A 22702-nucleotide genomic window follows, 5' to 3' on the forward strand; every position below is an offset into this window, starting at 1 on the left:
CCCTTCGTTTTTCAGCGTCTTAGGAATGGCGGGGACGAAGGGGCAGGGAGGGGTTTAAGGGTCTTGGTGGCGCTTGGGTGCCTTGGGTTGCGTTTCGGGACTGAGGGGAAGGCCCCTCGCCTGTTGGTGAGGGGCCTCCTGGCGTGCGTGGTCAGGTGTTGCGCTTGCTCAGGCCGTCGCGGATCTTGTCGATCAAACCGGCCCCGGGGTCGAGGATCAGGTTCATCGGGGGGCGGTCCGGCGCGGCCGGGTGGGGGCGGGTCGGCGCCATCTTCTTCGCCTTCGCCACCTTGTCACCCAGGTCGCGCAGCTCATCCGGCGAGCAGGCGGACTGCAGCTTCGGCAGCAGGTCCGTCTCCTCGTCCTCGATGTGGTGCCGGATGTCGTCCATCAACTGGCGCATCAGCTCGTCGAACCGGGGGTCGGTCGCGGGCACGTCCTCCAGCTGCTTCATGACCTCCTCGGCCTCCGCGTGCTCCTCCAGCTCGTGGTCGGCCAGCTCGTCGCCGTTCTCCAGGTGCTTGCGCGCCGCCGGGTACATGAACTGCTCCTCGGCGACCGAGTGGCGCACCAGCTCGGCGATCACGTGGTCGGCCAGGTCCCGGCGGTGCTCGGGGGTGCCCGCGCCCGCCTCCAGCTCCGTGAAGACACGTTCGATGTGGCGGTGATCGGAGATGATCAACGCGATCAGATCGGGTTTCTCTGCGGCAGTCATGCGATTGCGGTACCCGTACGGGTGGAACCTAACCTCACGGATGACCGGTCAGGCGCAACGAGAAGTTGTCGAACGTGGCGGGCAGCGGGCGGCCGGGCCCGGGCTTGGGGGAGGAGTCCACTGTGTAGTCCCGGTCGCCGATCATCGTGGCCAGGACCGTCGCGGTCGTGAACAGCACCAGGTTCTTCGCCGGGCACTCACCCGGGCCCGCGCTGAACGGCACCAGCGACGGCTCCTCCTGCACCCGCCCGTCCAGCCAGATCTCCGGCACGAAGCTGTGCGCGTAGGGCAACCGCGAATCGTCCCGGTGGAACAGCGGGGCGAACACCAGCAGGCCGGTCCCGGGCGGCACCCGGTGGCCGTGCCAGTCCAGCTCCTTCGTCGTGTCCCGCAGGATCGCCGGCGTCGTCGGCCACAACCGGACCGTGTCCAGCACGCACGCGCGCAGGTAACCCAGCTCGGCGCCGGACGCGAGGTCCTGCCGCGCCTGCTGCCGCTGGGCGGGATGCGTGGCCAGCAGCGCCAGCGTGCGGAAGGTGACCATGCCGGCGGCGTCGAACGCGAACAGCCAGTGCCCGATCTGGCTGGCCACTTCGTCGTCGGCCGCGAGCCCGCCGGCCAGGCTGTCCTCCGGCGCACGGGCCAGCAGCGCGCGCACCCGGCCGAGGAACTCCTCCCGCAGCCGGCGGCGCCGCGGCAGCAGGTACGACCAGTTCGCCGATAACCGCAACCGCTCCAGCAGGTCCGTCGTCGCCTGGTCGTCACGGGCGTGGTCGCCGAACACCACCCGGCGCACCATCCGCCACCACACCGGCGCGAACGTGTCCCAGTCGAGCGGGCCCGGGCCCAGCGCGGCGAACTCGTCGGCGACCTTCGCCCGCACCGACGGCGCCAGGTGGTGCGTGGGGCGGCTCGTCTCCAGCGCGCGCTCGGTCCACTCCCGGCGGCGGTCGCGCTCCGGCCCCTCGGAGATCAGCACACCGTGCGGCTGGAACTGCGACAGCGCCTTCTTCTTCTCCAGGTTCGCCGGGGTGAACGGCTCCGGCGAGTCCGCCAGCACCCGGCCGACGTCGTCGGGGGAGAGCACCAGCGCGAACGACCGGCCGGGCACCGCCAGGCGCAGCAGGCCGTCGCCGTGGCGGGCCCGCAGCTTCTGCAGCGTCTGCACGGCGGAGGCGTCGGCCTGCATCTTCTCCAGCAGGGTCATGACCCGCGGCCGCCGCTTGATCACCCCGCCGGCGAGCGTGGGCGCGACGACCCCGGCGAACACCTTCGCCGTCTCCGCCACCGAGGCCGTCGGCAGGCCGCTCATCGGGTCACCAGCTCCGCGATCCGGTCCAGCGCGTGCTTCGCCTCCGGGATGTTCGCGATCATCCACGCGTGGAACATGCCGCCGTACTCCCAGTACTCCAGCGGCACGCCCTGCTCCTTCGCCTTGTGGTAGAGGTTGCGCGCGTCGGCCAGCAGCACGTCCCGGGTGCCGATGAAGCAGCTCAGCGAGCCCAGCCCGCGCAGGTCGCCGTTGATGGGGCTGACCAGGTCGTTCGACGGGTCCAGGCCGCCGGCGTAGAGCCGCCCGGCCTCCCGCAGGCCGGTGACGCCCAGGTACGGGTCGTGCCGGTCGTACTCGGGCAGCGCCGGATCGGTCATCGTGATGTCCAGCCACGGCGACAGCATCACGACTTCCTTGGGTTGTGGCCGGCCCTCGTCGCGCAGCGCCCGCGCCAGCACGAGCGACAACCCGCCGCCCGCCGAGTCGCCCATCAGGACCTGGTCCCGCGGGGCGACCTCGCCCAGCACCTCCTTGTAGGTGGCGTGGATCATCGACAGCGTGTCGTCGTAGTGGCTGCCCGGCGCCAGCGGGTACAGCGGCGCGGTGACGGCGCAACCGGTCCTGGCGATCAGCCGGGCGAAGAACTTCCAGTGGTCACCCTGGATCTGGTGCACGTACGCGCCGCCGTGGAAGTACATGACGTGCCGGCTGGTGGCGTTCGCCCGCGGGCGCAACGTGTACACCGGGTGCCCGTGCACCTCGGTGCGGTCGATGTCGACCTGCTTGCGCACCGCGGGGGGCGGCAGCGCGTTCTCCCGCTGCTGCCGCGGCCCCATGCTCTTGTGCAGCGCGTCCACGTCGGTGAACGTGCGTTTGCGCCCGGTCAGGAGCATCTCGGCGATCAGCAGTTTCGCGTGCAGGCTCGTCTTCCCGATCACCGGTTCCGGTTACCCCTGCTCCTCCTGCGCGAAACTAGACCAGGTCGCGGGGGAACCTGCGGTGCCAGTTGCGGGAGAACACCCGGTTCGCGCCCTCGTAGCCGTCCAGCGTGGCGTGCAGCACGAACTCCTCGGGCGTGCACGACAACACGGTGTGCGTCTCGGTGCGCGCTTCCCAGTCGCCGCGCGCGAAGGTCATGCTCCACTTCGTCTCCCCGCGCACCGACGCGAAGTCGTCGGCCACCGAGCTGTACCGCTCGTAGGCGCGCCGGGAGATCTCCAGGTCGATGTCGTCCAGGCGCACCGTGCCGGAGTCCTTCACGATCTCCAGCGCCGAGCGGTAGTCCACCAGGTCACGGGACACCGTCCAGCGCTGCTCGCCCGGCTGCAGCACGGTCGTGGTCATCGGCGGCGACCCCTCGGGTTCGCCGAACACCGGCCCGGTCACCTCGTCCGACTCGCGGATCGGCCGCACCGGCAGCGTCAGCGAGCTGCCCGGGGTGTGGACGGTGAGCCGCGCGGGCTCCGGGGCGGGCCACGCCAGTGGCCAGTACGAAGTGGACAGTGAGAGCCGGATCCGGTGTCCGGGCGGGAAGGCCTGCGCGACACCGTTGAGTTCCAGCTCCACCTGGTAGCGCTTGCCCGGCTCCAGCGGCCGCGGGTCGTGGTTGCTGTCGCGGTGGGTCAGGTTCAGCAGCCCGTAGGTGATGCGGGTGGCCCGGCCGTCGGGGTGCACATCGGACAGCCGCGCCGCGACCATCGCGACCGGTTTGTCCACCGACAGCTCCAGCCGCACCTTCGGCGCGCCGAGCACCTCGCACGTTTCGGTGAGCTCGTCGCCGTCGAACACCAGCGAGCCGCCGTCCTCCTCGCGCTGGTCGTAGGGCAGGTCCGGCGGGGCGTTGTAGGAGGCCCACTTGCCGGCGAACTGCCCCACCGACAGCGGCGACTCGACGTGCAGCGCGGACTGCGGCACCTCCTCGTCCGGGCGCGCGATCCGGTGCTGCGCCAAGGGGTAGGTGCGCCAGTCGATGTGCGGTGACGGCCACTGCGGCTCACCGACCCAGCGGCCGGGACGCTCCTCGTAGGACGTCGACGGCGGCACGCTGTCCTGCATCCAGGTCCGCAGCATCGGCCCGTCCATCGCGCCGTTGTCGCGGTCCTTGAGCCAGTGGTCCCACCACTTCACGACCTCCTGCAGGTACCCGATGGCCGGGCCGGGCTGGCCGAGGTGCGGGTACTTGTGCGACCACGGGCCGATCAGGCCCTTGCGCGGCACGGACAGGTTGGCCAGCAGGCGGGTCACGGCGTTGGAGTAGCCGTCCGCCCATCCGCTGGAGGCGAGCACCGGCACCTGCACGTCGCTGTAGTTCTCGCACACCGACGCGTGGCACCAGTACTCGTCGCGGTGCTGGTGTTCCAGCCAGGTGTCCACCCACGGGCCGACGCCCTCGGCGCGTTCCAGCCACATGTCCCGCCAGCGTTCGCCGACCAGCGCCGGGTCGGGCGGCAGGGTGCTGTAGGCGAACATCGTCCCGGCCTCGCCGAGGTTGTCCGACAGCATGCAGCCGCCCATGTAGTGGAAGTCGTCGGAGTAGCGGTCGTCGGTGAACGACGAGATGACGATCGCGCGCAGGCTGGCCGGTTTCCGCGCCGCCACCTGGAGCGCGGCGAACCCGCCCCAGGAGATGCCCATCATGCCGGTGCGGCCGTCGCACCACGGCTGGTCGGCGATCCACGCCAGCACGTCCTCGGCGTCCTGCTGCTCCTGTTCGAGGTACTCGTCGGCCAGGACGCCCTCCGACTCACCCGTGCCCCGCAGGTCCACGCGCACGCAGGCGTACCCGTGGCCGGCGAGGTACGGGTGGTGGACGGAGTCGCGGACAGCGGTGAGGTCCCGCTTGCGGTACGGGATGTACTCGAGGATCCCGGGAACCGGTTCGTCGTCGGCCGACACCGGCCGCCAGATCTTCGCGGCCAGTCTCGTGCCGTCCGACACCGGTATCCAGACGTGCTCTTCCTGAGTGATCTCGTACGGCAGGGAGCGGACCTCCCGCATATCCGATCAAACCTCCTCGAACTCGAACTTCAGCGAGTCGATCGTGCGCTGGTACTTGTCCTTCAGCTCGGCTTCGCTGTCCGCGCCGACGTAGACGAAGGCGAGTTCGTAGCTGTAGCTGTCCTGGGCGTCCATTTCGGACAGGCGCTGGCCCTCGGCAGGCACGATGTCCACCTCGACGCCGGGGATGTCCCGCTGCAGCTGCTGGACCTCCTCCTCGGTGGGGATCCGCTTGACGACGCCGTCTTCGAAGCGGCGGTGGTACCACTTGGCCGCGATCTTGTACTTGCCCTTGTCGTGCGGCATGTTCGGGCGGCGGCCGAGGCCGAGCTCGATCATGTTGTAGTGGTCGGGCACGCCGTCGACGTCCTCGAAGATCTCCGCGTGCGACTGCGAGTGCCGCGGGTTGATTTCCAGCAGCTTCACGTCGCCGGTGTCCGGCTGGCAGAAGAACTCGATGGAGAACGTCGAGTTGTTCAGGCCGATCTGCTCGATGACCTTCTTGGAGACGTCGAGCATCTTCTCCACGACCGGCTCGGGCAGCTGCGAGGGGTACTGGTGGCGCAGGAACGACGAGCTGTCCGGGTAGTTCAGCGAGTCCAGCGCGCCGTAGACGACGACTTCGCCGTCGTGGACGTAGCCCTCGGTGGCGGCCTGCTGCCCGGTCATCTCCTCTTCGGCGAGCGCGGCGAGCGCCCCTGCGTCGGCGATCTCCGGCGGGATGTCGATGCCGGTCACCTGGTCCAGGATGTACTGGAACGGTTTGCCGACGCGCCCGATGCCGGCACGGATCTCCTCGACGGCCTCGGCGAAGTCGTCCTCGTCCTTGACGTGGAAGGCCAGTTCGGAGGAGAACGACTTGACCGGTTTGAGCCACATCGGGAACGACAGGCCTTCCGGCGGTTTCGGGTCGCCGTCGAGGTCGACCAGCGCGAACTTGGGGATCGCGTCGGTGGCCTTCTGCTGTTCGAGGCGGCTCCAGTACTTGTGCTCGCACTTGAGCACGCCTTCGAGGTTCGGGGTGGGCAGACCGAAGCGGCGGCCGAGGATCGGGACCATCGTGGTGACCGGGAAGTCCCAGTAGCCGACGACGGCGCCGATCTCGCCGTCGAAGGCCTTCAGGTCGGCCACGGCTCTGTCGATCAGGTCTGCGATGGGGATCTCGCCCTCCTGCACGTCCGCCTGCGTGAGGAGCTGGTGGTAGCGGTAGTTCTCCGCCCCCGGCACGCGTCGCAGGGTACGCAGGTTCGCGTCGTCGAGTCCCAGCACGAAGATGTTGGTTTCGCTCACCAGGAGTTGATCCCCGTTGTCGGGATCCGGTAAACACCGGCGGGTGACGGGGTAATCTCGGCCACGTGCCCGATCTCAGCGAGTATCGGCGGAAACGCGATCCGAAGCGGACGCCGGAACCGATGCCCGACCGGGTGGTGCCGCGGGGTGACGACGACGTGTTCGTGATCCAGGAGCACCACGCCCGACGGCTGCACTGGGACGTGCGTTTCGAGCGCGACGGGGTCCTGGTGTCGTGGGCGGTGCCGAAGGGGCTGCCGCAGCGCCCCGGACCACCCCGGCTGGCGGTGCACACCGAGGACCACCCGTTGGAGTACGCGACTTTCGAGGGCGAGATCCCGAAAGGCGAGTACGGCGGCGGGAAGATGTCGATCTGGGACAGTGGCACGTACGAGGTGCTGCACTGGAACGACCACAAGGTCGAGGTCGACATGCACGGTTCCCGGGTGCGGGGCCGTTTCCTGTTCGTGAACAGTCATAAGGCGGATTCGCGAGACTGGCTGGTGCGGCGGATCGACAGGGGTAGCGGCGAGGAGCTGCCGGAGTTCGTGAAGCCGATGCAGGCGCGGGCGGGTTCGCTGCCACCGGACGAGGACGGCTGGGCGTACGAGTTCCGCTGGCAGGGGGAACGGGTGCAGGTCCGGGTGGAGGGCGGCAGGATCACGGTGCGTGACCGGACGGGCGAGGACGTCACCGTGTTGTTCCCCGAGTTGCGCACGCTGGGCGAGTCGCTGGGGGCGACGGAGGTCCTGCTGGACGGCGAGCTGATCGTGCTGGAGGAGGGCAGGCCCAGCCGGAAGGCGCTCAAGACGAGGGTTACGGCCGAGCCCCGATCGGTGAAACGACTGGCCGACCGCTCCCCGGTGCTGTTCCTGCCGTTCGACGTGCTGCACGTGGATGGGAAGTCACTGCTGGACCAGCCGTACCGGAAGCGCCGGGCGAGGCTGCGGAAGCTGAAGCTGGCCGGCGAGTACTGGCGAACGCCGGAGTCATATGACGGCGGTGGGGCGGACGTCCTGGCGGCCAGCCTGGCGAACGGCCTGGGCGGCGTGACCGCGAAGCGCCTGGATTCGGTTTACGAGGCCGGAAAACGGAGTGAGGCGTGGCGAACCATCGCCAAGTAGCAACGACCAAACCGCCCGGCAACGCAACGACACTGGCCACCCCACCCTGCAACCGCAAGCCGGCAACGCAACAGCACTGACCACCCACCCCGCAACCGCAAGCCGGCAACGCAAAGCAAGCGACTACCCCAACCAGACCTCCCCCGCCCCCGATCCACAGCCGATCTTTAGTCGCCGACCAGGCGTGTCAAGGTACTCTTTCCCGCCTTGACACGACTGCTCGGCGACTGAAACACAATCAGGCATCGGGGGCGGGGGAGGTCGCACCCAAGGCGACCTTCCGACGCGCCGCAAGGCGCACCGCCCGCAGGGCGGACTCTTCGCCGCGCGATGTCATCTCGCGCAAGCAGAGAGGTTGCGGCCCTGGCTCAAGGTGATCGTCCGGTGTCAGGCGACGGGATGACCACCCAGCTACCTTGGGGCAGGATCAGCGCGGCGTTTCACGTGCCCTCACCTGGGGCAATCTGGGCCGTGAGCATCGAGCTGCCTGAACCGCGTTCCCTGTGGGTCGACACCGCGCCGGCGCCGGACCGGGCCGGGCGGGATCTGCCCGCCGAGGCGGACGTCGTCGTCATCGGGGCCGGTATCGCGGGTCTCACCACCGCCTACGGGCTCGCTCGTGCCGGCAAGTCGGTCGTGGTCCTGGAGGCGGCCCAGGTCGCCTCAGGCGTCTCCGGCCACACCACCGCGAAGCTGTCCGCCCAGCACGCCCTCAAGTACGCCACCCTCACCTCCCGCAAGGGCAAGCCCGCCGCCACGAGGTACGGGCGCGCCCAGCTGGAGGCGATCGAGTGGGTGGCCCGCACGTCGTCCGAACTGGGCATCGACTGCGGCTTCCGCCGGCGGGACAGCTTCGTCTACTCCACCGACAGCTCCCAGCTCGGCAAGCTCCAGCAGGAGGCCGACGCCGCCGCTGAGGCCGGGCTCCCTGCGGACTTCGTCGAGCACGTCGACCTGCCGATCACCACCGTCGGCGCCGTCCGGTTCGTCGACCAGGCCCAGTTCCACCCGCGCCACTGGCTGCTGGGCCTCGCCGACCACATCGAGCGGCTCGGCGGCCACGTCGTCGAGCGGGTCCGGGCCCGCAGGCTCGACGAACGGCCCTCGCCGACCGTGCACACCGACCGCGGCCAGGTCAAGGCCAGGGACGTCGTCGTGGCCACCCACTACCCGATCTTCGACCGCGGCCTGTACTGGGCGCGCCTCGACATCACCCGTGACCTGGTCGTCGCAGGCGTCGGGGAGGCGCCGCCCGGCATGTACCTGGACGCGGTGACCCACCGGTCCATCCGCGGCCACACCGAGGGCGATCGCTACTACGTCATCGTCGGCGGCGAGCACTACCGCACGGGCGAGCCGGTCGACGTCGAGGCCCGCTACCGGCGTCTCGCCGAGGCCGCCACCACCTTCGGCGTCACCAAGGCCACCCACCGCTGGTCCGCGCACGACATGACCACCCTCGACAACGTGCCCTACATCGGCCGCTACCACCCGGCCACCCACCACGTGTGGGTCGCGACCGGCTTCGGCCAGTGGGGCATGACCGGCGGCACCTCCGCAGGCCTCGTCCTGACCGAGCTGATCACCGGTGGCGACCACCCCGCCGCGAACCTCTACGACCCGAACCGCTTCGACCTGAAGTCCTCGGTCACCCTCGCCGAGGACGGGGCCAAGGTCGGCAAGCAGTACGTGGCCGGCTACACCCGCGCCCTCACCTCGACCGCCGGCGACCTCGCCCCCGGGACCGCCAAAGTGTCGCGCCGCGGCGCGGACGTCGTCGCCTCATACCGCGGCGAGGACGGGCAGCTGCGGGAGGTCAGCGCCCGCTGCACCCACCTCGGCTGCGTCGTCGCGTTCAACAACGCCGAGAAGACCTGGGACTGCGCATGCCACGGATCGCGATTCGCCACGGACGGCTCGGTGATCCAGGGCCCGGCGACCCGGCCGCTGCCGCCGGCCTGACCGTCGGCGTCGAGGAGGAGTTCCTGCTCCTCGACCCCGCCACCGGCGCGACCCTGCCGCGGGCGGCCGCGATCCTGGCCGCGGACCCGCCTCTGCCGCCCGGGGCCAACCTGCACCGCGAGCTGCGCGCCACCCAGGTGGAGGCCGCGACCGGCGTGTGCACCGGCGCGCGGCAGCTGCGTGAACAGCTCGTCCGGAGCCGCAAGGCCCTCACCGACGCGGCCCGCCTGCACGGCGCGGTCGTCGCCTCCTGCGGCACCCCGGTCCTGTCCGGACCGTCTACATCGGACAATCAGGACGGCCGGTTCGGCGACATCGACCGGATCTACCGCGGCATGGTCGCCGACTACGAGGCGTGCGGCTGCCACGTCCACGTCGGCGTGCCGGACCCGGAAACCGCGGTCGCGGTGATGAACCACCTGCGCCCGTGGCTACCGACGCTGCTGGCGCTCTCGGTGAACTCGCCGTTCGACCACGGGCGCGACACCGGCTACGGCAGCTGGCGCATGGTGCAGCAGTCCCGGTTCCCGGGCGCGGGGATACCGCCGTACTTCCCCGATCTCGCGGCCTACCGTGCCGAGGTGCGGCGGCTGGTGGACTGCGGCGCGCTCGTCGACGAGTCGATGTCGTTCTGGCTCGTCCGGCCGTCCACGGCGTTCCCCACGCTGGAGTTCCGCGTCGCCGACGCGGCGTCCACTGTGGACGAGGCGGTGCTGCAGGCCGTGCTGTCCCGCGCGTTGGTGCGGCGCGCGCTGGCCGCGGACACCGCGCCGCCCGAGATGTCCGAGCAGGTCGGCGCGGCCGCGCTGTGGGCGGCGGCCCGGGACGGCATCGACGGCGAGGGGGTGCACCCGTTGCAGGCCCGGCGGGTACCGGCCTGGGAACTGGTCGAGGAGCTCGCCGAGTTCGTCGCGCCCGCCCTGGACGAGACCGGGGACCGGGACCTGGTGGCGATCGTCCTGGAACGCCTGCGCCACGAGGGCAGCGGCGCCCGGCGCCAGCGCAAGGCCGTCGCGGCCGGCCTGCCCGCCCTGCTCGCCACCCTCACCCACCAGGGTTGACCGCCGCCGGGCAGGGGTATCCGGGCGTCGTGACGACCGCCATGACGCTTTCGGCTGCACTCCCGGCGGCCAGGGGACCGCTGTCCGAGGCCGTGATCGAGGCACTCGGCCACGACGAGCGCGGGGACTTCCCGGAGCTGCCGGAGACCGCGGACGCCGACCCGTTCGGCGAGGACCTGCAGCTCGCCCTGCACGTCTGCTACGAACTGCACTACCAGGGGTTCACCGGGGTCGACCCGGACTGGGAGTGGGACCCCGACCTGCTGCGGCTGCGCGCCGCGATGGAGCGGGTGTTCCTGGCCGCGCTGCGCGCCCACACGCCCGGTGGCGACGACGTCGAGGAGGCGCTCGCGCCGCTGCTCGTCGAGCCGGTCAACGGCACCGGCCTGTCGCACTTCCTCGCCGCCGAGGGCACCTGGGACCAGGTCCGCGAGTACTTCGTGCTGCGCTCGATCTACCACCACAAGGAGGCCGACCCGCACGCGTGGGTGATCCCGCGGCTGCGCGGCAAGCCGAAGGCGGCGCTGGTGGCCGTGGAGTTCGACGAGTACGGCGGTGGGCGCGCCGACCAGGTGCACGCCCAGCTCTACGCCGACCTGCTCGACGGCGCCGGGCTGAACTCGCAGTACCTGCACTACCTGGAGCACGCCCCGGCGTGCATGCTCGCGGTGGTCAACATGATGTCGTTGTTCGGCCTGCACCGGCGGTTCCGCGCCGCGCTGGCCGGGCACTTCGCCGCCGCCGAGATCACCACCGCGCCCAGCGCGCAGCGCATGGAGAAGGCGTTGCGGCGCCTGGACGCCGACGACCGCTGCCGGTACTTCTACACCGAGCACATCGAGGCCGACGCGGTCCACGAGCAGGTCATGCGCCGGGACGTCCTCGGCGGACTGCTGGCGACCGAACCGGAACTGGCGGGCGACATCGTGTTCGGCATCCAGGCCACCGACCTGGTGGAGCAGCGCTTCGCCGACCACGTGCTGGGCGCGTGGCAGCAGGGCCGCAGCGCGCTCCGCAAACCCCTGTAGACAGCGGCGGAGCGGCGGACCCGGTCCGCCGCTCCACGTCAGTTCCGCACGCGCTTGCGATGACTCGTGTCGCAGAAGGGGTACCGCTTGCTGCGGCGGCACGCGCACAACGCCACCATGAACCGGTCGGAGCGCGCGACCGTGCCGTCCGGCATCTCCAGCTCGATGGGCCCCTCCACGAGCACCGGCCCGCCGTCCACGAGCGTCACCTTGCGGGGTTCAGCGTTCGGTCCGGTCGGCACGGATCACCACCAGTTCCTCGTGTCGCTGGCCGGGCGCGATGAGCCCGGCGCGTTCCAGGAAATCGGCCCGGCCGCGCAGCACCGGGCCGAACGGCTCGATCGCCCGCGCCACCACCGAGGTCTTCAAGCCGTTGTCCCGCAGCATTTCCACCGTTTGGCGGATCCCGCAGAGCGACGAATGCACCACCAGCATCGTCCCGCCGGGGGTGAGCAGGTCGTAGGCCCGGTCGCACAGGCGGTCCAGGTGCTTACGCCCGTCCGCGCCCGCGTCCCAGGCCAGCGCGGCGCCGTCCGGGTCCGTGTCGGACTCGCACGGCACGTAGGGCGGGTTCGCCAGCACCACATCGAACGGCGCGCCGTCGATGGCCTGCGCTAGGTCGCCGTGCCGGACCTCCACGGGCAGGCGGCGCACCCGCGTGTTGAACCGCGCGCTCAGCACGGCGGGCAGGTACCGGTCCACGGCGGTCACGCTCGCCGCTCCATTGCGGACCGCGGCGATCGCCAGCGCGCCGGTGCCGGTGCACACCTCGAGAACCCGCGCGCCCGCCGGCAGGCGCGCTTCCCGCATCGCGCGCGTCAGCAGCCAGGTGTCCGCCTGCGGCCGGTACACCCCGGGAAGTCTCAGCAGCTTCACCTGTTGCAAATACCACCGGCACGAGAAGTCAAACTCCGCGCAGGAGACGGATGACGGCCCGCTCCAGCACCTCGCGGTCCTCGTCGCCGCGGACCCCGCCGATCCGGCGGACGGCGGAGGCGATGGTCTTGCCGTTCGCGTGCGCCTCGACGATCCTCGGGTCTACATAGGACTTCCGGCACACGGCGGGGGTGTTGCCCAGTTCCTCGGAAACCTGGCGCATCACCGCGGCCTGCGTGCGTTTCAGCCCGCGCTGGGACTTCACCTCGTCGGCGGCGGCGAACGCGGTGGCGGCGAGGACGGTCGCGTTCCACGTCCGCAGGTCCTTGACGGTGAACTCGTCACCGACCATTTCCTTGAAGTGCTCGTTGATCTCGTCGGCGTGGACCTCGTGCCACCCGTTGGGTGTGCGGTAGACGAACAGCCGGTCGCTGCCGGTGCGCGACCTGCGCAGCGCCTTGACCGTCGCGGCCAGGTCGGAGTCGGTCAGCGTGATGTTCCGTTCGATCCCGCCCTTGGCGGGGTAGCTGAACCTCAGTTCGTCCCGCTTCACCGTGACATGCTCACGCAGCAGCGTCGCCGCCCCGTAGGTGCCGTGGTTCTCGGCGTACTCCTCGCTGCCGACCCGGAACACGCCGCGGTCGATCATCCGCAGCGCGGCGGCCAGCACGCGCTCGCAGCCAAGGCCCGGCCGGGTCAGGTCCTCGGTGATCCGCAGCCGCCACTTCGGCAACCGTTTCGCCAGTTCGACGACGCGCTCGTGCTTCTCCTCGTCCCGCGCCTGGCGCCAGCGGTCGTGGTAGCGGTATTGGCGGCGGCCCGCGTCGTCGGTGCCCACCGCCTGGATGTGGCCGTTCGGGTGGGGGCAGATCCACACGTCGCGCCACGCGGGCGGCACGGCGAGGCTCTTGATCCGCTGCAGGGTTTCTTCGTCGCGCAGCGGCTCCCCCTCGGGGGTGAAATACCGGAAGCCGCGGCCGCTGCGCTGCCGCCGGATCCCGGGTTCGGAGAGCTTGCTCTTGCGCAGTCGCATCGGCGTCAGGTGATCCGGGCGCAGGCGCTGGTGACGGCGTCGAGGTCCGGGTAGGTGGAGTCCGGGATCGCGCCCAGGTGCCCGAGCGTGCTGTCGTCCGCGCCGTGCGCGGTCGCCTGCCGGATCAGCTCGGCCCTGTCGCACGGGAAGTCCACTTCGGACAGCAGGGCGCGGAGTCGGTCGGGGTCGGGCGTGGTCATGGTCGCCGGTTACCCCCGGTCCACCCCCGCAAACGGCCGATCAGACCGGTCTGTCCGGACGGTACCGAACGCGGTTTTGCCGGGTTATCATCGGCGCGCCATGACCACCACCCTGCCAGCCGGTGCCCGTGAGCGGATCCTGGAGACCGCTTACCAGCTCTTCTCGCGCCGCGGCATCCGCGCGGTGGGTGTGGACGAGGTCATCGCGCGGTCGCAGGTCGCCAAGGCGACGCTGTACCGGCACTTCCCGTCGAAGGACGACCTCGTGCTGGCCTTCCTCGACCGGCGTGAGCAGCTGTGGACCGTCGGGCTGATCGAACGGCAGGCCCGCGCCCGCGGTGAGACGCCGGAGGGCAAGCTGCTGGCGATCTTCGACGTGCTCGACGACTGGTTCCGCTCGCCGGCGGACTTCGACGCGTGCGCGTTCGTCAACGTCCTGCTCGAAATGGGCGCCGACCACCCGCTCGGCCAGGCCTGCATCCGGCACCTGGACACCCTCCGGGGCATCGTGGCCGGCCTGGCGCGGGAGGCCGGGCTGGCCGAGCCCGAGGACCTCGCCCGCTCCTGGCACCTGCTGATGAAGGGCGCGATCGTCTCCGCCGCCGAAGGTGACGCCGATGCCGCGGTGCGGGCCCGGGAAATGGCGCGCGACCTGCTGGCCCGGCACCGGAAATAAGCCCGCGCCCGGCGTGGTTGCGACCGGTATGACAACCGATGGTCGTGGCCGGGTCCGGACCGAGCCGGGCACCAAGCGGGTACGGGCGGTCTTCGGCGGCCAGGTCGTCGCCGACACGCTGCACCCGCTCATGGTGTGGGAGGTCCCGTACTACCCGGTCTACTACGTCCCGCGCGAGGACGTGCGCACCGAGTACCTGGTCGCCACGGGGGAGACGGCGCACTCGCCGAGCCGCGGCGACGCCGACGTGTTCACCGTGCGGGTGGGCGACCGCGAGGCGGCCGGCGCGGCGCTGGAGTACCAGGACTCGCCGCTGGAGGCGCTGAAGGGGCACGTGCGGCTCGACTTCGCCGCCATGGACGCGTGGTTCGAGGAGGACGAGGAGATCTTCGTGCACCCCCGCGACCCGCGGACGCGCGTCGACATCCTCGCCAGCTCGCGGCACGTCCGCATCGAGATCGACGGCGTGACCGTGGCCGAGTCCCGCAGCCCGCGGCTGCTGTTCGAGACCGGCCTGCCGACGCGGTACTACCTGCCCAAGACCGACGTCCGGCTCGACCTGCTGGAGCCCAGCGACACGATCACCCGGTGCCCGTACAAGGGCGAGGCCTCGTACTACTCGGTCCGCGTCGGCGACCGGCTGCACTCCGACGTGGTCTGGTACTACCGGTCGCCGCTGCCGGAGAGCCAGAAGGTGCAGGGGCTGGTCGCCTTCTACGACGAGAAGGTCGACGTGTACCTGGACGGGGTGAAGCAGGAGCGGCCGAAGACGAAGTTCTAGTCTTCGGGGCATGTCCGACCGCTTGTACTTCCGCCAGCTGCTGTCCGGCCGCGACTTCGCGGTGGGCGACCCGGTGGCCACCCAGATGGTCAACTTCGCCTACCTGATCGGCGACCGGGAGACCAGGGAGGCGGTGGTCGTCGACCCGGCGTACGCGGTGGGGGACCTGCTGGACGTGCTGGCCGCCGACGACATGCGGCTGACCGGGGTGCTGGCCACGCATCACCACCCCGACCACGTCGGCGGCAGCATGATGGGCTTCACGCTGGCCGGGCTGCCCGAGCTGCTGGCGCGCGAGTCCGTGCCGGTGCACGTGAACCGCAACGAGACGGAGTGGGTCCAGCGGGTCACCGGCGTGTCGGCGACGGACCTGACCGGGCACGACCACGACGACGTCGTGGAGGTCGGCGCGGTGTCGATCCGGCTGCTGCACACGCCCGGCCACACCCCGGGCAGCCAGTGCTTCCTGGTCGACGGCCGTCTCGTGGCTGGGGACACCCTGTTCCTGGAGGGCTGCGGCCGGACGGACTTCCCCGGCGGCGACGCCGAGGCGATGTACCACAGCCTCCGGTGGTTGGCGGACCTGCCGGGCGACCCGGTGGTCTACCCCGGGCACCAGTACTCGGCCGCGCCGTCGGCTTCGCTGTCGTCGGTGAAGGAGAACAACTTCGTCTACCGCCCCCGCAACCTCGACGAGTGGCGCACCATGTTCGGCGGCTGAGATCTGGTTGGAGGCGACTTGCGGGCCGGTGCGGGTAGCGGCCCCGCCCGCCGGCCCGCCACCACCCTCAATGGACGCGCTCCGCGCGACCAGCCCCATTCCAGGCGGCCCCTGGCTGTGGGATCGCCTCCTCATGAATTCCCGCCCGCCGGCCCGACCACCACCCCTGGTGGACACGCTCCGCGCGGCAGTGCCGATCACCAAGTCGGCGCTGTCCTCGCCGGGAACCGCCCACCACCGCCCTCAACGGACGCGCTCCGCGCGGCTCTGCCCGTTCAAACCCGCGGCGGCGCCGGTTGACGGCCCACTGCAAGCGGCTCCGCCGCTTATGAAACAGAACCTAGAGGTACTCCCGCGCCACGCGCTCGGCGAGCCGCTCCAGCAGGGGCGCCGGCTCGGCCAGGCAGCGCTGCACGTCCGGCTCGATGTCCGTCAGCCCGTAGGCCGCGGTGAAGCCCGCCGACCGGAGGGCCTCCGGCGACAGCGTGTTGCGCCCGGCCAGCGCCACCACCGGGATCCCGCGCTCGGCGGCGGCCGCGGCGATGCCCGCGGGGCCCTTGCCGCGCAGGGTCTGCTCGTCCAGGGAGCCCTCGCCGGTGATCAGCAGGTCCGCGCCCGGCAGCTTCTCGGTCAGCCCGGTCAGCTCCAGCACCACGTCGATGCCCGGCCGGAACGACGCTCCGAGCATCGCCAGCGCGTAGCCCGTCCCGCCGGCCGCGCCCGCACCCGGCACGTTCGCCACGTCGACCCCGGACCCCCGCACGACCTCGGCCAACCGCCGCAGCGCCGACTCCAGCAGCTCGACGTCCTCCGGTGAAGCGCCCTTCTGCGGCCCGTACACCGCCGCCGCGCCGTGCGGGCCCAGCAGCGGGTTGTCCACGTCGCTCGCCACCAGCAGCTCGACCTCGCGCAGCCGCGGGTCCAGCCCGTCCAGGTCCACCCGCGCCAGACGCCGCAACGCGGCCCCACCCGGCGGCAGCTCCGCACCCTCGTCGTCCAGCAGCCGCGCGCCGAGCGCCCGCAACAGCCCGGTGCCGCCGTCGGTGCTCGAACTTCCGCCCAGTCCCAGCACGAGCCGGGTAGCACCGGCGTCCAGCGCGGCTCGCATCAGCTCGCCGACCCCGAGCGTCGTCGCGGTCAGCGGCGCCAGCTCGTCCAGCAACGCCAGCCCGGACACCGCCGCCAGCTCGATCACCGCCGTGCCGTCCCGGCGCGCGTAGCCCGTGTCGACCGGCTCGCCGACCGGTCCGCTGGCCCGCGCCGGCACGAACTCGAAGCCCGCGGCCACCGCGGCGGCCACGGTGCCGTCGCCGCCGTCGGCGATCGGGCACTCCAGCACCTCGACGCCGTCCCGCCCGCGCCGCAGCCCGGCCGCGATCGCGGCGGCCACCGCATCGGCGGGCAACGTGCCCTTGAACTTGTCCGGCGCTACGACGACCCGCGTCACACCTGCGCCCCGTCGCCGTCCGGCGGGCCCTGCTTGACGCGCAGCAGCAGCAACGCGATCGCGGTGGCCAGCGCCAGGATCCCGAGCGGGGTCGCGACGGCAGTGCTCACGCCGATCACCCCCGGCACGATCAGCAACAGCAGCCCGACGACGAAGAACAGCAGCACGACGAACGCGCCCTTGCCCGGCCGCGGCAGCGGCGGCGGCTCCGGCGGCACGTAGTGCTCGTCGTCCCCGGGACCGGCCGGGTCGTCGCCCAGCACGGTGTCCTCCCAGGGGGTGCCGCCACCGCGCCAGCTCGCCTCGGCGGCCGGTTTCTCCGGTTCGGCGGGCTTCTCGGGCTCGGCCGGTTCGGGCCGCGCGGGCGCCCGTTCGGCCTCGACGTCGTCGTCGATCAGGCCGACCCCCTCGGCCCGCAGGTCCGCGACGATCGCCGCGAAGGTGGCGTCGACGTCCTCGGGGTCGGGTACGCGTGAGTTCATCGGGCCCCCACCTGCCCCGGGTCACGGACCGCTTCCACGAACTCGACACTACGCCGGAAGATGAGCGGCGCGTCGTGGTCCAGGGTCGCGACGTGGAAACTCTTCTCCAGCACCACTTCCGTCACGTCCCGGCTGCGCACGTTGTCCAGCACGATGCGCGCGTTCTCGGGTTCCACGACGTGGTCAACGAGCGAGTGCAGCAGGAGCAGCGGTTGCGTCACCAACGGCAGGTCGGCCCGCACGAGCTTCCACAGCCGCGCCAGGCTCGCCGCCGCCCGCACCGGCACCCGGTCGTAGGCCAGTTCGGTGACGCCCGGCTTGGCGATGTCGTTCGCGACGCCCCGTGACCACGGCACCACCCGCGCGAGGACGGGCAGCAGCTTGGTGTCCCAGCTCAGCCGCGTGACGGACGGGTTGACCAGCACCAGCCCGGCGACCGCGCCCCCGTGCCGCTGCGCCAGCCGCAGCGCGAGCGTGCCGCCCATCGACTGGCCGAACACGAACACCGACTGGCAGCGTTCCCGCAGCTCCAGGAACTCGCGCTCGACCGCGCCGTACCACTCGGGCCAGCCGGTTTTGTTCATCTCCTGCCACGTCGTGCCGTGTCCCGGCAGGCGGGGCAGCCGCACGGTGAAGTCCCGCGCGGCGAGGTGCTCGGCCCAGCCCCGCAGGCTCTGCGGCGTGCCGGTGAAACCGTGGCACAGCAGCACCCCGACCTCGGCCGAACCGGTGTGCGCGAACGGTTCCGCACCGGCGAGCACAGGCATGGCATCCGCCCTTCTCCTCCAACGCGGACCCATCGTCGCATGCCCCGGGCCGCTCCGGGACCGCCCGTCGAACGACGTCCCCCGGCTGTGACCTCCCGCCCACTGCGGGTGCGGCCGTTGTGCGGTTGGACGGCGTTTCCTACTCTGGATCCGGCAGGCTGTTCGGGCAGGTAGGAGGGCGTCCCGGTGGTTTACCGGTTGCTGAAGTACGTGCTGCTCGGGCCGTTGCTCCGGCTCCTGTGGCCCACGAAGGTGACGGGGGTGGAGAACGTCCCGGAGACCGGTGGCGCCATCCTCGCGAGCAACCACCTCGCGGTCGCCGACTCGTTCTTCATGCCGCTGCGCGTCAAGCGCCGCGTCACCTTCCCGGCGAAGCAGGAGTACTTCACCGAGAAGGGCGTCAAGGGCACCCTCAAGAAGTGGTTCTTCACCGGCGCGGGTCAGATCCCGATCGACCGCTCCGGCGGCTCGGCCGCGCAGGCCGCGCTGGACACCGCGATCCGGCTGCTGCGCGAGGGCAACCTGCTCGGCATCTACCCGGAGGGCACCCGCTCCCCGGACGGCCGCCTGTACAAGGGAAAGACGGGTGTGGCCCGCGTCGCGCTGGAGGCCGGTGTCCCCGTTGTCCCGGTCGCGATGATCGGCACCGACAAGGTCAACCCGATCGGCTCCAAGATGTGGATCCCGCGGCGGCTGGAGATCCGGTTCGGCAAGCCGTTGGACTTCTCGCGGTACGCGGGCCTGTCCGGTGACCGGTTCGTCGAGCGGTCGATCACCGACGAGATCATGTACGCCCTGATGGAGCTCTCCGGCCAGGAGTACGTCGACATCTACGCGGCGAAGGCCAAGGAGCTGATGGCCGCCGAGGCCGCCGGGGTGCGCGCGGTGGTCCCGGCGCAGAGTGGCCTGCCCGACGCCGACCGGGTGCCGGAGACCAAGGCCGGTTAGGCCCGCCCGTCGCCCGGCCACCACCCCTGATCGAGGCGCTTCGCGCCGCAGTGCTTAGGGTGCCACGGTGCGTTTCTTCTACGACACCGAATTCATCGAGGACGGCGTGACGATCGACCTGGTGTCGATCGGTGTCGTGGATGAACGGGGACGCGAGTTCTACGCGGTCTCCACCGACTTCGACCCCGCCAAGGCCGGCCCGTGGGTGCGCGAGAACGTCCTGCCGAAGCTGCCCTCGCCCGCGGACAAGGCGTGGCGGAGCCGGGCCCAGATCCGGGCCGACCTGCTGGAGTTCTTCGGCCGCCCGCCGGGCGGGATCGAGCTGTGGGCCTGGTACGCGGCTTACGATCATGTCGCGCTGGCCCAGCTGTGGGGCACGATGCCCGAGCTGCCGCGCCAGCTGCCCCGGTTCACGCGCGACCTGCGGCAGCGGTGGGAGGACGTGGGCAAGCCCAAGCTGCCCCTGCCGCCGCAGAACGCGCACGACGCCCTCGCCGACGCGCGTTTCAACCTGGAGCGCTGGCGGATCATCGACGAGGTGCGACGCCGCAAGGGCTACCCCGCCTAGCAGCAGCACCCCACAACCGCACCCGGCAACACAGGCCACCCACCCCCCGAGCCACCCCACAAAACCGCACCCGGCAACGCAGGCCACCCACCCACGAGCCACCCCACAAAACCGCGCCCGGCAACGCAAGCCACCCACCCCCCGAACCACCCCNCTCCCGCAACCCGATCCCCAGCCAAATCGGTTGCCGAGCCACCGGGCCAAGGCACGCTTTCCCGCCTTGACGCGGTGCCTCGGCAACCGAACACTGAAAGATCGGGTTCGGGAGGGACTCTTTCAATCGGGGCGTAGCGAAGCGAAGCCGGCGATTGAGAAACCCGCGTAGCGCCCCCTCACCGCCGAGCCACGACAGCCGAAGCCAACCGATCCAGCAGCTCCCGCGTGCTGCGCCAATCCAGGCACGCATCGGTGATCGACTGCCCGTACGTCAGCTCCCCAGAGCGCCCCAGCACCAGGTCCTGCCGCCCGGCCTCGAGGAAGCTCTCCAGCATGATCCCGGCGATCCCGCGTTCGCCGGCGGCGATCCGGTCCGCGATCTCCCCGGCCACCACGCCCTGGCGGACGTGGTCCTTGCCGCTGTTGCCGTGGCTCGCGTCGATGATCACGCGCTCCGGCAGCCCGGCCTTGGCCTGCCGTGCGAGGGTGTCGGCCACCGTCGCCGCGTCGTAGTTCGGGCCTGCGGAACCGCCGCGCAGGATGACGTGGCAGTCCGGGTTGCCCGCCGTGGTGAACAGCGCGGCCAGGCCGTCGTTGTTGATGCCCGCGAACACGTGGCTCGCCGCCGCCGCGCGGGTGGCGTCCACCGCCACCTGCACGTCGCCCTCGGTGGAGTTCTTGATGCCGACCGGCATGGACAGTGCGCTGCACAGCTGGCGGTGCACCTGGCTGGCCGCGGTCCGCGCGCCGATGGACCCCCAGCTCACGGTGTCGGCGATGAACTGCGGCGTGATCGGGTCCAGGAACTCGCACCCGACCGGCAGCCCCAGCGCGGAGATGTCGAGCAGCAGCTTGCGCGCCATCCGCAGGCCCTTGTTGACGGCGTAGCTGCCGTCCAGGTCCGGGTCGTTGATGAGGCCCTTCCAGCCCAGCGTGGTGCGCGGCTTCTCGAAGTACACCCGCATGATCACGTGCAGCTCGTCGCGGACACCGGCGGCGTGCTCGGCCAGCCGGTGGGCGTAGTCGAGGGCGGCCGCGGGGTCGTGCACCGAGCAGGGGCCGACGACCACGACGAGGCGGTCGTCGTCGCCGTTGAGGATGTCGACGGCCGACGACCGGCCCTGCGCGACGGTCTTGGCGATCGCCGCGTCCACCGGCAGTTCCTGCCGCAGCAGGGCGGGGGAGATCAGCGGGCTGACGCCGAGAGTGCGCTGGTTGTCGAGGCCTTCGGAAATTTCCGCGGGGCCTGCGCTGAGTGTCGAAGCGCTGGGAGACATGTGCGGGGGTTCCTTTCGGTGACCGGCCCGCGCGAGTCCCTGACGAGCCGGTCGATCATCCGGCTCCAGGGTGGAAGGTCAGCGCGCAGCGAGGCCGCCGGCTGGCCCACCCAGGGCCGGCCCGCTAAACCAGAAATAGCGCTGCACGTCCGACACCCTAGCAGCCCCTCCTGCCGCTTTACCGATCAAGGGTGACTACCGCTACTCTGGCGGTCGCCAGGTGTGACCAGCACAACTTTTCGGAGGTCTGATCAGATGCGTGTCGGCGTGCTGACCGGTGGCGGCGACTGCCCCGGGCTCAACGCGGTCATCCGCGCGGTGGTCCGCAAGGGCATCGAGGCGCACGGGTGGGAGATCGTCGGCTTCCGCTCCGGCTGGCGCGGCCCGCTGACCGGGGACAGCCGTCCGCTCGGTCTCGACGACGTCGAGGAGATCCTGATCCGCGGCGGCACCATCCTGGGCTCCTCGCGGACCAATCCGTACAAGGAGGAGGACGGGGTCGAGAAGATCCGCGCCGTGCTCGCCGAGCAAGGCGTCGACGCGCTCATCGCGATCGGCGGCGAGGACACCCTCGGCGTCGCGAAGAAGCTCACCGACGACGGCATCGGCGTGGTCGGCGTGCCCAAGACGATCGACAACGACCTCGCGGCCACCGACTACACGTTCGGCTTCGACACCGCGGTACACATCGCCACCGAGGCGATCGACCGGCTGCGCACCACGGCCGAGTCGCACTACCGCGCGATGGTCGTCGAGGTCATGGGCCGCCACGCGGGCTGGATCGCGCTGCACGCCGGCCTGGCCGGTGGCGCCAACGTCATCCTGGTCCCGGAGCGGCCGTTCTCCGTCGAGCAGGTCGTCGAGTGGGTCGAGCGCCGCTTCGAGAAGATGTACGCGCCGATCATCGTGGTCGCCGAAGGCGCGGTGCCGGAGGGTGGCGCCGAGGTGCTCCGGACCGGGGAGAAGGACGCGTTCGGCCACGTCCAGCTCGGCGGCGTCGGCACCTGGCTGGCCGACGAGATCGCGAAGCGCACCGGCAAGGAGTCGCGCGCGGTCGTGCTCGGGCACACCCAGCGCGGCGGCACGCCGACGGCCTACGACCGGGTGCTCGCCACCCGCTTCGGCCTGCACGCCGTGGACGCGGTCGCGGACGGCGACTTCGGCACGATGGTCGCGCTGCGCGGCACCGACATCGTCCGGGTCAAGCTCGCGGAGGCGACCGCGGAGCTGAAGACCGTGCCGCCGGAGCGCTACGAGGAGGCCGAGGTCTTCTTCGGCTGAGATTGCGGGGGGGCGCAACGGAACCGCCGTTGCGCCCCT

23 protein-coding genes are annotated in these 22702 nt (G+C 71.2%); 10 read left to right on the plus strand and 13 right to left on the minus strand.

All coding sequences use genetic code 11. The features are described from left to right. Positions 1-151: 151 nt before the first annotated feature. The 5 genes from AMYTH_RS0140145 to AMYTH_RS0140165 are packed head-to-tail and all read right to left on the minus strand — an operon-like array spanning position 152 to position 6275. The gene (locus tag AMYTH_RS0140145) at positions 152-715 is read right to left on the minus strand and encodes a hemerythrin domain-containing protein (RefSeq protein WP_027934967.1); all 564 of its coding nucleotides are present in this window, start codon (positions 713-715) and stop codon (positions 152-154) included. 34 nt (positions 716-749) lie between these two features. Then, positions 750-2027: a cytochrome P450 gene (locus tag AMYTH_RS0140150; RefSeq protein WP_027934968.1), complete on the minus strand. Its 1278-nt coding sequence runs from the start codon at positions 2025-2027 to the stop codon at positions 750-752. Beyond that, a complete protein-coding gene (locus AMYTH_RS0140155) occupies positions 2024-2926 on the minus strand; it encodes an alpha/beta hydrolase fold domain-containing protein (protein ID WP_027934969.1) in 903 nt (300 codons plus the stop codon). The genes AMYTH_RS0140150 and AMYTH_RS0140155 overlap by 4 nt, the downstream gene beginning before the upstream one ends. 34 nt (positions 2927-2960) lie before the next feature. Then, positions 2961-4985: a CocE/NonD family hydrolase gene (locus tag AMYTH_RS0140160; RefSeq protein WP_027934970.1), complete on the minus strand. Its 2025-nt coding sequence runs from the start codon at positions 4983-4985 to the stop codon at positions 2961-2963. A gap of 6 nt (positions 4986-4991) precedes the next feature. Next, on the minus strand, positions 4992-6275 hold the full coding sequence (locus AMYTH_RS0140165; protein ID WP_027934971.1) for an ATP-grasp domain-containing protein: 1284 nt from the start codon (positions 6273-6275) through the stop codon (positions 4992-4994). Positions 6276-6340: 65 nt separating this feature from the next. On the opposite strand from AMYTH_RS0140165, the gene AMYTH_RS0140170 reads away from it, so the two are divergent. The 4 genes from AMYTH_RS0140170 to AMYTH_RS0140185 all read left to right on the plus strand — a co-directional run bounded on the left by AMYTH_RS0140170 (position 6341) and on the right by AMYTH_RS0140185 (position 11450). Then, positions 6341-7399 (plus strand): DNA polymerase ligase N-terminal domain-containing protein, encoded by a 1059-nt coding sequence (locus AMYTH_RS0140170; RefSeq protein WP_027934972.1) that lies wholly within the window; start codon positions 6341-6343, stop codon positions 7397-7399. 471 nt (positions 7400-7870) lie between these two features. Continuing rightward, on the plus strand, positions 7871-9361 hold the full coding sequence (locus AMYTH_RS0140175; RefSeq protein ID WP_027934973.1) for an FAD-dependent oxidoreductase: 1491 nt from the start codon (positions 7871-7873) through the stop codon (positions 9359-9361). Next, the gene (locus tag AMYTH_RS0140180; RefSeq protein ID WP_084022775.1) at positions 9286-10422 is read left to right on the plus strand and encodes a carboxylate-amine ligase; all 1137 of its coding nucleotides are present in this window, start codon (positions 9286-9288) and stop codon (positions 10420-10422) included. Before AMYTH_RS0140175 ends, AMYTH_RS0140180 begins: the two co-directional genes overlap by 76 nt. A 41-nt stretch (positions 10423-10463) precedes the next feature. Continuing rightward, entirely contained in the window at positions 10464-11450 is a 987-nt protein-coding gene (locus tag AMYTH_RS0140185) for an iron-containing redox enzyme family protein (RefSeq protein ID WP_051362950.1), read from the plus strand. 38 nt (positions 11451-11488) lie between these two features. Here the strand turns inward: AMYTH_RS0140185 and AMYTH_RS0140190 are convergent, their stop codons facing one another. From AMYTH_RS0140190 to AMYTH_RS0140205, 4 genes are read right to left on the minus strand one after another with little or no spacing between them, the layout of a single operon-like run. Continuing rightward, positions 11489-11692 carry a CDGSH iron-sulfur domain-containing protein gene (locus AMYTH_RS0140190; protein WP_027934976.1) on the minus strand — a complete coding sequence of 68 codons (204 nt, stop codon included), beginning with the start codon at positions 11690-11692 and terminating at the stop codon, positions 11489-11491. Beyond that, complete coding sequence (locus AMYTH_RS0140195; RefSeq protein ID WP_027934977.1) at positions 11670-12326, minus strand: HemK2/MTQ2 family protein methyltransferase; 657 nt, start codon at positions 12324-12326, stop codon at positions 11670-11672. Before AMYTH_RS0140195 ends, AMYTH_RS0140190 begins: the two co-directional genes overlap by 23 nt. 28 nt (positions 12327-12354) lie before the next feature. Then, entirely contained in the window at positions 12355-13359 is a 1005-nt protein-coding gene (locus AMYTH_RS0140200) for a DNA topoisomerase IB (RefSeq protein ID WP_027934978.1), read from the minus strand. Positions 13360-13364: 5 nt separating this feature from the next. Continuing rightward, positions 13365-13559, minus strand: a complete 195-nt coding sequence (locus AMYTH_RS0140205; protein WP_027934979.1) for a DUF2795 domain-containing protein — start codon at positions 13557-13559, stop codon at positions 13365-13367. A gap of 100 nt (positions 13560-13659) precedes the next feature. Between AMYTH_RS0140205 and AMYTH_RS0140210 the strand changes: the two genes are divergently transcribed. The 3 genes from AMYTH_RS0140210 to AMYTH_RS0140220 are packed head-to-tail and all read left to right on the plus strand — an operon-like array spanning position 13660 to position 15737. Beyond that, entirely contained in the window at positions 13660-14235 is a 576-nt protein-coding gene (locus tag AMYTH_RS0140210) for a TetR/AcrR family transcriptional regulator (RefSeq protein WP_027934980.1), read from the plus strand. Positions 14236-14263: 28 nt separating this feature from the next. Then, positions 14264-15016, plus strand: a complete 753-nt coding sequence (locus tag AMYTH_RS0140215) for a DUF427 domain-containing protein (protein WP_027934981.1) — start codon at positions 14264-14266, stop codon at positions 15014-15016. A 10-nt stretch (positions 15017-15026) separates the two neighbouring features. Beyond that, complete coding sequence (locus tag AMYTH_RS0140220) at positions 15027-15737, plus strand: MBL fold metallo-hydrolase (RefSeq protein WP_017983832.1); 711 nt, start codon at positions 15027-15029, stop codon at positions 15735-15737. 340 nt (positions 15738-16077) lie between these two features. On the opposite strand, the gene AMYTH_RS0140225 is transcribed toward AMYTH_RS0140220, so the two are convergent. From AMYTH_RS0140225 to AMYTH_RS0140235, 3 genes are read right to left on the minus strand one after another with little or no spacing between them, the layout of a single operon-like run. Further along, entirely contained in the window at positions 16078-17184 is a 1107-nt protein-coding gene (locus tag AMYTH_RS0140225; RefSeq protein ID WP_027934982.1) for a glycerate kinase, read from the minus strand. Continuing rightward, positions 17181-17666, minus strand: a complete 486-nt coding sequence (locus tag AMYTH_RS0140230; protein ID WP_027934983.1) for a hypothetical protein — start codon at positions 17664-17666, stop codon at positions 17181-17183. Before AMYTH_RS0140230 ends, AMYTH_RS0140225 begins: the two co-directional genes overlap by 4 nt. Further along, a complete protein-coding gene (locus AMYTH_RS0140235) occupies positions 17663-18433 on the minus strand; it encodes an alpha/beta hydrolase (RefSeq protein ID WP_027934984.1) in 771 nt (256 codons plus the stop codon). The genes AMYTH_RS0140230 and AMYTH_RS0140235 overlap by 4 nt, the downstream gene beginning before the upstream one ends. Before the next feature lie 186 nt (positions 18434-18619). Between AMYTH_RS0140235 and AMYTH_RS0140240 the strand changes: the two genes are divergently transcribed. Together AMYTH_RS0140240 and AMYTH_RS0140245 are read left to right on the plus strand one after the other, a co-directional pair. After that, on the plus strand, positions 18620-19381 hold the full coding sequence (locus AMYTH_RS0140240) for a lysophospholipid acyltransferase family protein (RefSeq protein ID WP_017983828.1): 762 nt from the start codon (positions 18620-18622) through the stop codon (positions 19379-19381). A gap of 67 nt (positions 19382-19448) precedes the next feature. Continuing rightward, positions 19449-19949, plus strand: a complete 501-nt coding sequence (locus AMYTH_RS0140245; RefSeq protein ID WP_020421002.1) for a polyadenylate-specific 3'-exoribonuclease AS — start codon at positions 19449-19451, stop codon at positions 19947-19949. 332 nt (positions 19950-20281) lie between these two features. Here the strand turns inward: AMYTH_RS0140245 and AMYTH_RS0140250 are convergent, their stop codons facing one another. Continuing rightward, on the minus strand, positions 20282-21382 hold the full coding sequence (locus AMYTH_RS0140250) for a 3-deoxy-7-phosphoheptulonate synthase (protein WP_027934985.1): 1101 nt from the start codon (positions 21380-21382) through the stop codon (positions 20282-20284). Positions 21383-21637: 255 nt separating this feature from the next. Between AMYTH_RS0140250 and AMYTH_RS0140255 the strand changes: the two genes are divergently transcribed. Further along, on the plus strand, positions 21638-22663 hold the full coding sequence (locus tag AMYTH_RS0140255) for a 6-phosphofructokinase (RefSeq protein ID WP_027934986.1): 1026 nt from the start codon (positions 21638-21640) through the stop codon (positions 22661-22663). Positions 22664-22702 lie beyond the last annotated feature (39 nt).

Origin of the sequence: Amycolatopsis thermoflava N1165 (assembly GCF_000473265.1) — a bacterium.
In the GTDB taxonomy this organism is placed as follows: domain Bacteria; phylum Actinomycetota; class Actinomycetes; order Mycobacteriales; family Pseudonocardiaceae; genus Amycolatopsis_E; species Amycolatopsis_E thermoflava.